The sequence below is a fragment of the Streptomyces caeruleatus genome (assembly GCF_001514235.1).
In the GTDB taxonomy this organism is placed as follows: domain Bacteria; phylum Actinomycetota; class Actinomycetes; order Streptomycetales; family Streptomycetaceae; genus Streptomyces; species Streptomyces caeruleatus.
In genome coordinates, this window is record NZ_KQ948940.1 from 148,776 (window position 1) to 161,265 (window position 12,490).

The 12,490-nt window shown below is 71.6% G+C and carries 13 protein-coding genes; 7 read left to right on the top strand and 6 right to left on the bottom strand.

Annotation, left to right across the window (positions count from 1 at the left end; all coding sequences use genetic code 11):
- Window positions 1-255 precede the first annotated feature (255 nt).
- The 4 genes from AQJ67_RS37775 to AQJ67_RS37790 all read left to right on the top strand — a co-directional run bounded on the left by AQJ67_RS37775 (window position 256) and on the right by AQJ67_RS37790 (window position 2,011).
- Window positions 256-825, top strand: a complete 570-nt coding sequence (locus tag AQJ67_RS37775) for a hypothetical protein (protein WP_107123089.1) — start codon at window positions 256-258, stop codon at window positions 823-825.
- Between the two features lie 116 nt (window positions 826-941).
- The gene (locus AQJ67_RS37780; protein WP_232108223.1) at window positions 942-1,205 is read left to right on the top strand and encodes a hypothetical protein; all 264 of its coding nucleotides are present in this window, start codon (window positions 942-944) and stop codon (window positions 1,203-1,205) included.
- Window positions 1,202-1,615 carry a PIN domain-containing protein gene (locus AQJ67_RS37785; RefSeq protein WP_062724005.1) on the top strand — a complete coding sequence of 138 codons (414 nt, stop codon included), beginning with the start codon at window positions 1,202-1,204 and terminating at the stop codon, window positions 1,613-1,615. The genes AQJ67_RS37780 and AQJ67_RS37785 overlap by 4 nt, the downstream gene beginning before the upstream one ends.
- A 105-nt stretch (window positions 1,616-1,720) precedes the next feature.
- Window positions 1,721-2,011 carry a hypothetical protein gene (locus tag AQJ67_RS37790; protein ID WP_062724006.1) on the top strand — a complete coding sequence of 97 codons (291 nt, stop codon included), beginning with the start codon at window positions 1,721-1,723 and terminating at the stop codon, window positions 2,009-2,011.
- Between the two features lie 16 nt (window positions 2,012-2,027).
- Here AQJ67_RS37790 and AQJ67_RS37795 read toward each other — a convergent pair whose 3' ends face one another.
- From AQJ67_RS37795 to AQJ67_RS37815, 5 genes are all read right to left on the bottom strand, one after another.
- The gene (locus tag AQJ67_RS37795) at window positions 2,028-2,678 is read right to left on the bottom strand and encodes a phospholipase D-like domain-containing protein (protein ID WP_062724007.1); all 651 of its coding nucleotides are present in this window, start codon (window positions 2,676-2,678) and stop codon (window positions 2,028-2,030) included.
- 75 nt (window positions 2,679-2,753) lie between these two features.
- Window positions 2,754-5,303 (bottom strand): dolichyl-phosphate beta-glucosyltransferase, encoded by a 2,550-nt coding sequence (locus tag AQJ67_RS37800; RefSeq protein WP_062724008.1) that lies wholly within the window; start codon window positions 5,301-5,303, stop codon window positions 2,754-2,756.
- Window positions 5,300-6,001, bottom strand: a complete 702-nt coding sequence (locus AQJ67_RS37805) for a GntR family transcriptional regulator (RefSeq protein WP_062724009.1) — start codon at window positions 5,999-6,001, stop codon at window positions 5,300-5,302. Before AQJ67_RS37805 ends, AQJ67_RS37800 begins: the two co-directional genes overlap by 4 nt.
- A gap of 245 nt (window positions 6,002-6,246) precedes the next feature.
- Window positions 6,247-7,614, bottom strand: a complete 1,368-nt coding sequence (locus AQJ67_RS37810) for an aspartate aminotransferase family protein (protein WP_062724010.1) — start codon at window positions 7,612-7,614, stop codon at window positions 6,247-6,249.
- A gap of 109 nt (window positions 7,615-7,723) precedes the next feature.
- A complete protein-coding gene (locus tag AQJ67_RS37815) occupies window positions 7,724-7,951 on the bottom strand; it encodes a hypothetical protein (RefSeq protein WP_062724011.1) in 228 nt (75 codons plus the stop codon).
- Between the two features lie 165 nt (window positions 7,952-8,116).
- Here AQJ67_RS37815 and AQJ67_RS37820 point away from each other — a divergent pair, with 165 nt between their 5' ends.
- The 3 genes from AQJ67_RS37820 (at window position 8,117) to AQJ67_RS37830 (ending at window position 11,270) form a co-directional block, all read left to right on the top strand.
- Window positions 8,117-8,725, top strand: a complete 609-nt coding sequence (locus tag AQJ67_RS37820; protein WP_062724012.1) for a type 1 glutamine amidotransferase family protein — start codon at window positions 8,117-8,119, stop codon at window positions 8,723-8,725.
- Entirely contained in the window at window positions 8,722-9,180 is a 459-nt protein-coding gene (locus AQJ67_RS37825) for a MarR family winged helix-turn-helix transcriptional regulator (protein WP_062724013.1), read from the top strand. Before AQJ67_RS37820 ends, AQJ67_RS37825 begins: the two co-directional genes overlap by 4 nt.
- 89 nt (window positions 9,181-9,269) lie before the next feature.
- Window positions 9,270-11,270, top strand: a complete 2,001-nt coding sequence (locus tag AQJ67_RS37830; protein ID WP_062724014.1) for a serine/threonine-protein kinase — start codon at window positions 9,270-9,272, stop codon at window positions 11,268-11,270.
- 170 nt (window positions 11,271-11,440) lie between these two features.
- Here the strand turns inward: AQJ67_RS37830 and AQJ67_RS37835 are convergent, their stop codons facing one another.
- A complete protein-coding gene (locus tag AQJ67_RS37835; RefSeq protein WP_062724059.1) occupies window positions 11,441-12,193 on the bottom strand; it encodes an SLATT domain-containing protein in 753 nt (250 codons plus the stop codon).
- Window positions 12,194-12,490: the final 297 nt, after the last annotated feature.

Sequence of the window (12,490 nt, forward strand, 5' to 3'; positions counted from 1 at the left end):
TGGGAAAAGGTGGTTTCAGCTTGCAATCCGCGCTTTGCGTGGCCTTAGAGTCACGGCAGCAAAGAAATGCCCCCGCGGTGCGCCAACACCCGGGGGCTCGACACCAGGAGCGAACACCTCCGGATGCTTTCTCATCGTACGACGCCTGCGCGCGTCTTTTCAGGCTTCTCTGCCGCCCTTCTCCGCGACCGGAGCATCTCCTGGCCCGCGGTGGACGTACTGGCGTACCTATGGACCCTCCCGAACGGTGCCCGCGTGAGCACCCGAACCGGTCGGGGCGGGAGCGCTGCCGCCCTGCGTGAGCTGGAGGAACTGCGGTATCTGCGGCGGGTGGTGCGGGAGGGTGACCGGGCCGGTCGACGTACCGTCGTCTACGAGGTGTTCGACTCGCCGTGCGAAGTCTTACCACCCACGGGTGAATTCGCAGAAGTCGAGGAAACCGAGGAACGGCACGCGCCGAGCCGGATGACCGTGCGTGCCGCGCACCTGCTCATCTCGCTCCGGGACATCGATCCCCGGCTCACGCTCGACGGCCCCGAGGCGATGCGGCTCGCGCCGCTCGTGGAGGAGTGGTGGGCGCGGGGTGCCGGCGTCGCGCGGGTGCGGGCGGCGCTGGCGTACGAGTGGCCGGGGCCGGTGTACTCGGCGGCGGCCCATGTCGAGGCGTGCCTGAGGCGCGGCTGTCCGCCCGCGCCAACCGTCTCTCCCGTCACGGTGGTCGAGGTCGAGCTCCGCAGGTCCGATGCCTGGTCGTGGCGGTCGGCCGTGCGACGAGGCGGTGAACTCGTCCGGGGGCTGCTGAAGGGGCGAGCGGTGCCCGCGTAGGCGAATGGGGACTCCCGGTCGTGCAGCCGTAGGGCCGGGTCAACTCAACAGGAAGGAATGCGATGACTGCATTACTTGAGCGGACCGAGACGGTATACCGCAGGTATACTGGCGTAATGGCTGACACCACCGTCAAGGTCGACCCCGCTGTCCGTGACCGCCTCATGGTGCTCGCCCGCGAGCGCGGGATGACGATGCGCGACCTGATCGCAGAGCTGGCGGGGGCCACGCCGACGCAGGAGGAGCTGCGCAAGCGGTACGAGGAGACCAAGGCGTACTGCGAGACGCACTTCGGTGTGACGCTCACGGACGAGGACCACGACAGGGTGGAGAAGGTCTGGCAGGACCTTGAGGCCGGTCGGCCCGTGGACAGCCTGTGAGTGCGACGAGGGCCGGGTCGACCGGCGTCGTCTTCGACGAGTCGGCTCTGCTGGCGCTGGGCTCGGGGAACTCGTTGGCCTCGCAGTTCGTCTCGAACACCGAGCACGGGCCCACTCGGCATGTGTACGTTCCGGCACTCTGCCTGGCCGCCGCCGACGGTATGCGCAAGGGGCTCGCCGAGCATGTCGCAGCTCTGCCCGCCGTTGAGATCGTCGAGCTGGACTTCGCGGGTGCGTCGACCGTGGGCGCTCTGCTGCGTGACGGGGTGGAGTGGCGGCTCGGCCATGCGGTCCACTTGTCCCGGCCGACGCCCGACTGGCCGGACGGGCGTCACGTCCTGACGGTCGAGCCGGATCAGTACGCGGACATGCCCCTCGTTCGCACCATCAGGCTGCCGTGTCAGCGGTGACCCGGAGATGATCCCGAGGGGAGGGGCCTTGGCTCCCTCCCCTCAGCGGGCATAGCCCGCATAGCGCGCATAGCGTGGAAACAGGACCCGAGGAAGGGGAGTGCTATGCGCGTGCTGCTCCAGGCCCGGCTCGACACGGGCAAGACCAACGACGTCATCCGCAGCGGCAAGATGCCGCAGGTGATGCAGGAGCTCATGGAGGCGTTCAAGCCGGAGGCGTCCTACTTCACCGCGACCAACGGGGTCCGCACGATGTTCCTGGTCTTCGACATGCAGGACTCCGCCCAGATGCCGCCGCTCACCGAGCCGCTCTTCGAGCAGTTCGGGGCACAGGTGGACTACACGCCGGTGATGAATCTCGACGACGTGCAGAAGGGGCTGTCCCAGCTGAAGTAGGCCGGTAGGTCAGCGGTCAGCTGAAGACGATCATCGAACCCTGTGCCAGGCTCCGTGTCGCCGCCGCGTGCAGCCCGAGCCACACGTGCCGTTCACGGGCGAACGGGCTCGGGTCGTAGGGAGCCGGGACCGCCGGTTCCTCCAAGGCCGTCGGGGTGAGCGGGGCCTGGGGGGCCGCTGGGGGGTTGGCCGGGTCGATGCCGATGACCGGGGCCACGAACTCCAGCTCGCGCAGGAGCGCCTGGGAGGAGCCCAGCGGGCCGCCGCCCGCGAGGAGCTCGTCGTTGGAGAGCGGGCCGGGGAAGTCCACGGGGACGTAGGCGCCCGCGTGGTCGTAGTGCCAGACCAGGTGGGACTGCTTGGCCGTGGTCTCGAACATCTCCAGGAGCTGTTCGTAGTCGCCGCCCAGTTCGTCGACCGGGGTCACCGGGAGGCCGCAGACCTGGAGCAGGTACGCGCGGCGCAGGAAGTGCAGCGCGTCGTAGTCGAAGCCGGCGACCGGTGCGACGTCCCCGGACAGGCCCGGCATGTACTGGTACACCGGCACCGGCGGCAGCCCCGCCTCGGCCAGCACCTTGTTGTATTGCGCGAGTTCCTCGGCGAAGGGGTTGTCGGGGGTGTGGCACAACACGTCGACAAGCGGTACCAGCCACAGGTCACAGGCCAAAAGAGGGCTCCTCGCACAGTCGCGTAGCACGTCGGTCAGGGAAGGGTAATCGGTGCGGCTCGGGGGCGGACCCCCCTAGGCCCCGTCTCGTGCGGTCCCTCGGACAAGTCCCCGCTCGTGCAGGTCCCATACCCACACTCCGTCCACCCACCTCCCCGGGCGGCCCACCAGCTTCTCCACGGTCTCACGCAGGGCGCTGTCGTTCGGGTGCGGGGCGAGCACCAGGACGCCCGCCCGCCAGTACGCCAGGTCGATCCGGGCCTGCTCCCGCCAGGACGCGTTGACCGGGGGGACCTCGCCCGAGTTGCGTACGTCCCGCAGGAGGTTGGAGGTGAAGCGGGGCTCGGCGCCGTAGATGCCGACGCGTTCGTCGCCGTAGGGGCCGTTGAAGTAGCCGCCGGGCAGCTTGAAGCCGAGGCCGGCCTCGGTCTGCCAGTGCAGTGCCTCCGCGTCGCCGGGGTCCGGCAGCGGCACCGGCACGAGCGACTCGCCCTCGCGGACGTACGCCGACCAGGTCCCGTCCGCGATGAACGCGGGCACCTCGGCGCGGTCGACCGCCCGGAGCGGGGCGGGGACGAGGGGGAGCAGGGCGAGACCGACGCCGAGTAGGCCGACCTGGCGCGTCCACGCGGGGTGGGCCGCCGGCAGCCGGTCCACGGCGATGGCGATCAGCATGCCCAGCGCGGGGGCGCAGACCATGGCGACCCGGCTCTCGATGACCGCCTCGAACAGCGGCTTGTCGGCGAGGAGTGCCCAGGGGCCGGGCAGGGTGACGTCCGTCAGCGGAATGCGGAACTCCTGTCCCAGGGACAGGAACGCCGCCGCCACCGCCGTGAACGCCAGCGCCTTGACCAGGGCCTGCCTCCACAGCCGTACGAGAATCACGGAGGCGAGGAGGACCAGTGGCCAGCCGTAGAAGGCGTTCTGCTCGGTGGTGTTGAAGGCCAGGGCGTTCGCCGTCTCGGCGTCGCCCGCGAGCCAGGACCGCTCGGCGAAGGAGAGCAGGGCGAGAGGGCTGTTGAACGAGCGCGGGTTGTGCTCGATGTCCGTGTAGCTCTGCGGCCCGGCGAACTGCCAGACCAAGGGGTAGACGACGAGGGGGAGACAGACGGAGGCGCCGATGAGCAGGCCTCGGAGCAGCGGCCGCCAGGCGGCGCGTGCGACATCCCGTCGTACGACGGCGTAGGCGGCGGCGAACAGCAGCATGCCCAGCGCCGCCAGCAGCAACGGCTCCTCGCCGAGGAGGACTTGGTACGCCGCCATCAGACCCAGCACGATCCCGTCCCGGGCGACCCGGGTGCCCGTGCACAGGCGCAGGGCGCGGTCGATGATCAGCGGGATCATGAAGAGGACGATGAAGTTCGGGTGCCCGTGGGCGTGGCTGACCATGGGCGGTGCGAAGGCGGCCAGGGACGCGCCGAGGAAGGCCGCGATCCGGCCGCGTACGACGTGCTTGACGATCAGCCAGTACCAGGCGGCCGCGGTGGCGGCCAGGCCCAGCGTCATGACCAGGCTGAGGGTGACCGCGGGACCGGCGGCCAGGGTGAGGGGCGTCAGCGGGACGGACAGGCCCGGCATGACCGTGTTGGCCATGAGGTTCACGCCGTCGGGGAAGCCCTGGAGGTCGGAGAAGAGGGGGTTGCGCAAGTGGGCGACGTTGTCGGCCGTGACCGCGAAGAACCACTCCCACTGGTCCTGGTCGCGCAGGGAGTCCGGGAGGTAGCGGCGGGCCGGGTCGAAGAAGCGGCCGGAGTAGAGGGCCACCGACATGAGGAGGAAGAGGAAGGGGGCGAGGAGGTCGGCGGGGCGGCGCGGGCTCCGTGGGAAGCGGGGGGAGCGGGGGAAGCTGGGGGAGCGGGGGGAGTGCGGCGGGCGGAGGGCGATGCGGGTGAACTCGGTGAGGGCGCGGGCGTAGTCCAGCGGGGCGACCTTCGAGCCGGGCTGGTGGGACCAGTGGACGGGGACCTCGGCGATGGTCAGGCCGGCTCGGCGCAGCTGCCGTAGCACCTCCACGTCTATGGCCCAGCCGTTGACGCGGGAGGCGGCGTAGGCCTCGCGGGCGTGGTCGCCGTCGAAGAGCTTGAAGCCGCACTGGGTGTCGCGGATGCCCGGGACGACCGTGCGGCGTATGAGTAAGTTGCCTGCGCGGCCCAGGAGTTCGCGCAGCCGGTGCTGCCGGGCGCCGATCGTGGCCCCGGGGACCGAACGGGATCCGATCGCCGCGCTGTTGCCCTCGGCGAGCGCCTTGTCCAGCCGCTCCAGCTCCTCGACCGGCGTCGCGAGGTCGGCGTCCGTGACGAGCACCCGGCGCCCGGCGGAGGCGGCGACGCCCAGGCGGAGGGCGTGGCCCTTGCCTCGGTTGCGGGGGGTGGCGACCAGGCGGATACGGGGGTCCTGGCGGGCGGTGACGAGATCGGCGGTGGCGTCGGTGGAGCCGTCGTCGGCGACGATGATCTCCCAGTTCGCCCAGGGGGTGTCGGCGGTGGACAGGTGGTCGGTGAGGGCGTCGAGGGTGCGGGGCAGGCGGTGTGCCTCGTTGTAGGCGGGGATGACGACCGAGAGGTCCGGGTGGGCCGGTGCCTGGGAGCGGTCGGGGGCCTTCGGCAGCTCCCGCTCGCGGCTCATTCGGCTGCCAGTCGCTCGATCAGGGCCAGGGAGCCCGCGTCGTGGTCGGCGATGATCGAGCGGGCCTTGGACAGGTCGCGGCGCATCAGGGCGTCGACCAGGTCGGTGTGCCCGCACCACAGGTGGCCGCGGAGATCGTCGATGTGGCGCAGGTGCTGGACGGCGCAGACCCAGGACTGCACGCGCAGCCTGTGCAGGAAGTCGGAGAGGTAGGGGTTGCCGAAGAGAGCGCCCAGTTCGCGCCAGAAACGCAGGTCGTAGCCGATCAGTACGGTGAGGTCGCCTGCCGTCGCGGCGCGCTGGGCCTCCTCGGCGCGGCGGCGTACCCCGACCACGGCGGCGTGGACCTGGGGGTCGTCGGGGTCCCGGTGGCGGGCGGTGTCCGTGGCCAGGACCTGGAACATGCCGTTGGTGACCAGGCTGCGGGCCTCGACGATGCCGCGGAAGTCGTCCACGGAGTACTCGTGCACGCGGAAGCCGCGGTGCTGGTCGGCTTCCAGCAGGCCCTGCGCGGAGAGGTCGACGAGGGCCTCGCGGACGGGGGTCGCGGAGACGCCGTACTGTTCGGCGATCTCCTTGACGGTGAACTCCCGTCCTGCCTGGAGGCGGCCGGCCAGCACCTCGTCGCGGAGGGCGTCCGCGATCTGCTGCCGCAGGGTGCTCCGGGTAACGGAGCCGTTGCCGCCGGGGCCGGGCATGGTCGGGGCGTCTCCCGTCGTCGCGATGTGGTGGCGTGTCTGGGTCTGTGCGTACACGTATATGTCTACGAGCACGCCACCTTACGCGTTCGGGTTCCGGGCCACGTTTCCCTGAAGGGGCTCCGCCCCTTCGACCCCGTCCAGGGGGCTCCGCCCCCTGGACCCCCATCGGCCTGAACGGCCTCGTCCTCAAACGCCGGACGGGCTGAAAGCGTCCGGGGCGGCGTCGAAAGGTGCCGAGCTGCCTACCGTGAGGTCTGCTCCGCGTACTCGTCGGCGACGGTCAGCGCGGCGTCCAGCACGGCCAGTCCCTCCTTCAACTCCCCCTCGCTCACGTTGCACGGCGGCACGACATGGGTTCGGTTCATGTTGATGAACGGCCAGACACCCCCGGCCTTCACGGCGGAGCCGAACGCCGTCATGGGAGCGTTGGCCTCACCGGCGGCGTTGTAGGGCACCAGCGGCTCACGGGTCTCCCGGTTCTTGACCAGCTCGACGGCCCAGAACAGGCCGACACCCCGCACCTCGCCCACACAGGGATGCCGCTCGGCCAGCTCGCGCAACGCGGGTGCCACGACCTCGGAGCCCAGCCGGGCTGCGTTCTCGACCACGCCCTCCTCGGCCATGACGTTGATCGTCGCGACGGCGGCCGCGCAGGCCAGCGGGTGACCGGAGTACGTGAGACCGCCGGGGTAGGGCCGCTTCGCGAAGGTCTCGGCGACGGCCCCGGAGATGGCGACGCCGCCCAGCGGCACATAGCCGGAGTTCACGCCCTTGGCGAAGGTCAGAAGGTCGGGGGTGACGTCGTACAGGTCCGCCGCGAACCACTTCCCGGTCCGCCCGAACCCGGCCATGACCTCGTCCAGGACGAAGACGATCCCGTACTTGTCGCAGAGTTCGCGGACGCCCGCCAGATAGCCGGGCGGGGGCAGCATGATGCCCGCCGTTCCCGGGACCGTCTCCAGGATGATCGCGGCGATCGTCGACGGCCCCTCGAAGGCGATCGTCGTCTCCAGGTGCTCCAGCGCCCGCGCGCACTCCTGCTCTTCGGTCTCGGCGTAGAAACGGGAGCGGTAGAGGAACGGCGCCCAGAAGTGCACGACCCCGGCGGTGGCGCTGTCGGAGGCCCAGCGTCGCGGGTCGCCGGTGATGTTCACGGCCTGCTGGGTGCCGCCGTGGTACGAGCGGTACGCCGAGAGGACCTTCGGACGGCCCGTGTGCAGCCGGGCCATCCGCACCGCGTGCTCCACGGCGTCCGCGCCGCCGTTGGTGAAGAAGATCTTGTCCAGGTCGCCCGGCGTCCGCTCGGCGATCAGCCGGGCCGCCTCGGAGCGGGTCTCGATGGCGAAGGCGGGCGCGAAGGTGGTCAGGTGTGCGGCTTGCTCCTGTATCGCGGCGACGACCTTCGGGTGCTGGTAGCCGATGTTCGTGTAGACGAGCCCGCTGGTGAAGTCGAGGTAGCGCTTGCCGTCGTAGTCCCAGAAGTACGACCCCTCCGCACCGGCGACGGGGAGCGGGTCGATGAGTTCCTGCGCGGACCAGGAGTGGAACACGTGCGCACGGTCCGCGGCCTTCACGGCGGCGCCGGTCTCTGGATCAGGCTGAGGGGTCATACAGCCGAGCGTAGGAACCGGCGCCGCGACGCGATATCGGCGTCATGTCTGCGGTCGGTGGCTTTCCGCGACAGGTTGTCGACCTGTCTTGCTAGACCAGCCTCTCCACCTAGACCAGCCTCTCCACCAGCAGGCCCAGCGCCGAGCGGGGGACGGTCCCGTCCGTCCCGTTGTCCGTCTGGCCCCAGGCCGGACCGTTGCCCGTGGAGTTCGAACCCTTGGTGTCGTTGACGCCCTGGAAGATGCCGAAGTCGAGGGGCCCGTCGTCCGCGGCGGCGGGGAGGGCGGCGGCGAGGAGAGCCGCACTGGCGAGCGCGGCGGCAGCGATGATCTTCATGCCCGGCCCAACGACGGTGACGGCGAGAGGATGTCCTGTTATGCCCCGTTGGTGTCGATCGGATGCCGAGGGGAGCGTTGACAGTGTGCTGTCTGAGTGACAGCATGTTGTCAACGGCATCGCCTTCGAGGCGGCGCTCTTGAGGTCCAATCCCCAGGAGGAGCCATGAACGCCCGCAAGCCCGTCCACCTCGCCGTCTACGACACCCTCGCCGACTGGGAACCCGGCCACGCCACCGCCCAGCTGGCCCGCGCCGGATACGAGATCCGTACCGTCGGCCCGACCCGCGAACCCGTCACCACCGTCGGCGGACTGCGCATCCAGCCCGACCTGGCCCTGGCCGACGTACGGCCGTCCGACGCGTCCCTGCTGATCCTCCCCGGCGCCGACCTCTGGGACGCTGGCGACGAGCTCGCCCCCTTCGCCCGCATGGCCCGCGCCTTCCTGGACGCCGGTGTGCCGGTGGCCGCGATCTGCGGAGCGACCGTCGGCGTGGCGCGCGAAGGGCTGCTCGACGACCGGGACCACACCAGCGCGGTCTCCTTCTATCTGGCCGCGACCGGATACGCCGGCGGCCACCGGTACGTCGAGGCCGACGCCGTCACCGACGGCGGGCTCGTCACCGCCGGCCCCACCGAACCCGTCGCCTTCGCCCGGGAGATCCTGCGGCTGCTGAAGGTGTACGACGACGAGGCCGTCGACGCCTGGTACCGCCTGTTCCACGACTCCGACGCCGAGGCGTACGCCGTGCTGGAGAAGGCCGGTGTCCTGTGAGCCGGGAACGACAGGATCTGCTCAGCCGCAGCGCGCTCGGTGTCTTCCGGCTCAACGGCCAGTTCCTCGCGGTCGCCGAGGAGTTGGCCAGGCCCGTCGGACTGACGGCGGCCTGGTGGCAGGTGCTCGGCGCGGTGCTCGGCGAGCCCCTGCCCGTCTCCGGGATCGCCCGCGCCATGGGCATCACCCGGCAGAGCGTGCAGCGCATCGCCGACCTGCTGGTGGACAAGGGTCTTGCCGAGTACCGGCCCAACCCCGCCCACCGCCGCGCCAAGCTCCTCGCGCCCACCGAGCAGGGACGCGCGGCGGTCTCCCGCATCGACCCCGGCCACGCGGCCCTCGCCGACCGGCTGGCCGAGTCCGTCGGGGAGGCGGAACTCGCCGAGGCCGTACGGGTTCTGGAACGGTTGTCGAAGGCTCTCGACCAGATCGCCGTTCCTGTTACGGAACCGTAGACGCCCACCCGCTCACCTCCCCATATGCCGCACTATCGTGGGGACGTTGCGCAAGCGGGGGCGTGCGTCGGCGGGGTTGGGGGCGTGGCATGGAGCAGCTGGGATCGGGTGATCCACTGGGGGTCCCCCCAGGCGTTCAGCACTGGGGGAAGATCGGGGCTTATCGGCTGCTGGCGCGGCTGGGCGCGGGCGGCATGGGGGACGTCTATCTCGCCCGGTCGGACCGGGGCCGTACCGTCGCCGTGAAACTCGTACGGCGGGAACTGGCCGCGCAGGAGGAGTTCCGCGCCCGGTTCCGGCAGGAGGTGCAGGCCGCGCGGCAGGTCGGCGGGTTCTGGACGGCACCGGTGCTCGATGCGGACACCGAGGCCGACGTGCCCTGGGTCGCCACCGGCTATGTCGCCGGGCCCAGCCTCCAGCAGGTCGTCGGGCGGGACCACGGGGCGTTGCCCGAGCGGTCGGTCCGGATCCTGGCGGCGGGCCTCGCGCACGCGCTCAAGGACATCCATGCCGCGGGGATCGTGCACCGGGACCTGAAGCCGTCCAATGTGCTCGTCACCATCGACGGCCCGCGCGTCATCGACTTCGGGATCGCCCGCGCCCTGGAGACCGTGGACGAGACCGGGCTCACCCGCACCGGCGCGCTCGTCGGGTCGCCGGGGTTCATGGCCCCCGAGCAGGTGCGCGGGGACCGGATCACGCCCGCGTGCGACGTGTTCTGCCTGGGCTCGGTGCTCGCCTACGCCGCGACCGGCACGCTGCCCTTCGGCTCCGTCGACAGCGGCGCGCACGCCGTGATGTTCCGGATCGCCCAGGAGGAGCCCGATCTGGAGGGCGTGCCCGAGGGGATCGCCGACCTGGTGCGGGACTGTCTGCGCAAGGACCCCGGCGCCCGGCCCACGCTGGACCGGATCCTGGAGCGCACGGGCGCCGAGGACACCGTCTACGGCGGCCGGTCCCGGGACCCGTGGCTGCCGAGCGCGCTGGTGGCACAGCTGGGCCGGCACGCGGTACGGCTGCTGGACACCGAGGACCCGGCGGGTCCGGCGGGTCCGGCGGGTCCGGCGGCAGGGGCCGGGGAAGCGCAGGCCCCGGCGCGTGACGGCGGTCCGGGGGCTCCGGGCTCCGGTGGCGTGCCGGGTGCCGCCGAGCCGACCCCCGCGGCCTCCCCCGAGCACGCTCCGGCCGCCCCGCCGACCCCGCCCGACCAGCTCCCCACCATGGCCGCGCCTCACACCGGCCCGACCCCGCCGCCCCCGGGCACCCCGCCCGTCGGCCCCTTCGGAGAGGCCGCCGCCCCCGGCCGCACCCCGGCCCACCCGGCATACGGCTCCCCGCAGCAGCACCCGCAACAACATGCACAACAGCCGCAGCAGCCGCAGCAGCCGGGCTACGGCTATCCGCAGGCCGGCCCGTACCCGCCCCAGGGCCCCACCCCCACGTACGGCCCGACCCCGCCGTACAACCCCACCCCGCCCTACGGCCCGCCCCTGCCGTATCTCCCCGCGCCCCCGCCCGAAGAGCCCCGACGCAGCGGCCGTTCCACGGTGGCGCTCGTCCTCGTCGCGCTGGTCGTCGCGCTCGCGGCCGGTGGTTCGGTCTACGCCCTCATGAACGGCGGCGGGGACGACGGCGCGAACGGCAATCCGACGGCCGGCCCCACCACCGCGACCTCCGGCCCGACCGACCAGGCCACCTCCCCGACCCCGGACCCGACCGACTCGGCGCCCACGGACGGCGCGATCCCGACCCGCTACCTGGGCACCTGGACCGCCTCCATCGACAACGCCACCGGCCAGAACTCCCGCCGGCTGACCATCCGGCAGGGCGAGGTCGGCGACACGGTGCTCACCCTCGTCGCCGACGGCCCGGCCGGAACCGGCACCTACCACTGCGAGTTCACGGCCGCGCTCACCGAAGCCCCCGGCACGGACGGCCCGTTGAAGATCGGCCCTTCCACCGTGACCACAGGCGAGCCCGCCACCTCCTGCTCACCGGGCGAGGCCACCGAGATCACCCTCCTCCCGGACGGCCGGCTGGAGCGGCTGAACACCAGCAGCGGGGAGAAGCTGACGTACACCAGACAGTGACCCCTGGCACCTTCAGCCCGTCCGGCGTTTGCATTTTCAGCCCGTCCGGCGTTTGAGGACGAGGCCCGAAGGGCCGACGGGGGTCCAGGGGGCGGAGCCCCCTGGCGGGGTCGAAGGGGCGGAGCCCCTTCAAGGGATGGGACGGGTAGGGGCGGCGGGGGCGAAACCCCTCACCGAGGCTCCGGCGGCCGCTGCCGAGGCATGTTCGGCCGAGCCCCATGGCCCGGTGCCACACCGAACCGTCCCGACCCCACCCCCACATCCTGCCGAGCCGCACCGGCCACAGCCGACTGGATCCCCAGAGGCGCGGACCCCGTCCGGAACTCCACCATCCAGTCCGCCGTCTCCGCCCGCACCAACTCGGCCACGTCCTCCGAGAACCGCCGCAACACCCCGAGGCACCGCTCAGCCGCCTCACTCGCCGTCCCCTCGGCCGGGCCCAACACCTCCCGCACGCTCTCCGTAGCCCAGTCGAACTGCAGCATCTGCAGCCGCCGCTGCACCGCCTGAGCCGTGGCGAGGTCCCTTATCCACCCGGACGTCACCCCGAAGAACCGGTCGACCACCACACACGCCACCGCCAGCAGCAACGCCAGATACCCCCACGGCGCCGCCCCGCGCGCGACCCCCGTCAGATCCAGCAGCGGCAACGAGGCCCCGACGACCGCCCCCGCCGCCGCCCCGCCCCGCAACGCCCAGGCGCCCCGCCGCTTCCACACCCGATCCGCGAGATACCACGCCGCAGTGTCCAGCGCCCCCCGCTCCACCCACCGGTACAGCTCGTGCAGCCGTACCGCCGGCTCTCCCCAGTCCCCGAGCGGAAACGCCCGCCCCCGCAGATCGCCCGGCCCCAGCCCGGCCGTCCCTTCACCGCCCCGCCTGTCCTGCGGCGACCTGTCGGGCTGCATCTCCGGTTGACCCACCCGGCACTCCCTACTGATCACGGTGCGTGACCTCGCGTGCGACCCGGGTACGACCCCCGCGGCGCACGGAACGTCCCGCCACACCTGAGGCTGACGCGCCGGACCCTTCCTACCGCCCAATGGGTGGCGAAGAGATGCCTTTCGCCTCTTTTCCGCCCAGAAGAGGGTCTTGATCAGGTCTTGCTCAGATATAGGACTCCAGTTCCTCTCACTCGAAAGAGTGCTGCGGCGACGGCCACGCCGACCACGTAGGCTCGTGCTGAACGGGAAACCCGAGCGGAAACCCCGTACAGCACC

What these genes read in the sequence shown, in the direction of transcription:
- AQJ67_RS37780 (WP_232108223.1), top strand. Translation starts at nt 942, where the DNA reads ATGGCTGACACCACCGTCAAGGTCGACCCCGCTGTCCGTGACCGCCTC.
- AQJ67_RS37830 (WP_062724014.1), top strand. Translation starts at nt 9,270, where the DNA reads ATGGAGCAGCTGGGATCGGGTGATCCACTGGGGGTCCCCCCAGGCGTT.
- AQJ67_RS37800 (WP_062724008.1), bottom strand. Translation starts at nt 5,303, where the DNA reads ATGAGCCGCGAGCGGGAGCTGCCGAAGGCCCCCGACCGCTCCCAGGCA.
- AQJ67_RS37805 (WP_062724009.1), bottom strand. Translation starts at nt 6,001, where the DNA reads ATGCCCGGCCCCGGCGGCAACGGCTCCGTTACCCGGAGCACCCTGCGG.
- AQJ67_RS37820 (WP_062724012.1), top strand. Translation starts at nt 8,117, where the DNA reads ATGAACGCCCGCAAGCCCGTCCACCTCGCCGTCTACGACACCCTCGCC.
- AQJ67_RS37810 (WP_062724010.1), bottom strand. Translation starts at nt 7,614, where the DNA reads ATGACCCCTCAGCCTGATCCAGAGACCGGCGCCGCCGTGAAGGCCGCG.
- AQJ67_RS37790 (WP_062724006.1), top strand. Translation starts at nt 1,721, where the DNA reads ATGCGCGTGCTGCTCCAGGCCCGGCTCGACACGGGCAAGACCAACGAC.
- AQJ67_RS37815 (WP_062724011.1), bottom strand. Translation starts at nt 7,951, where the DNA reads ATGAAGATCATCGCTGCCGCCGCGCTCGCCAGTGCGGCTCTCCTCGCC.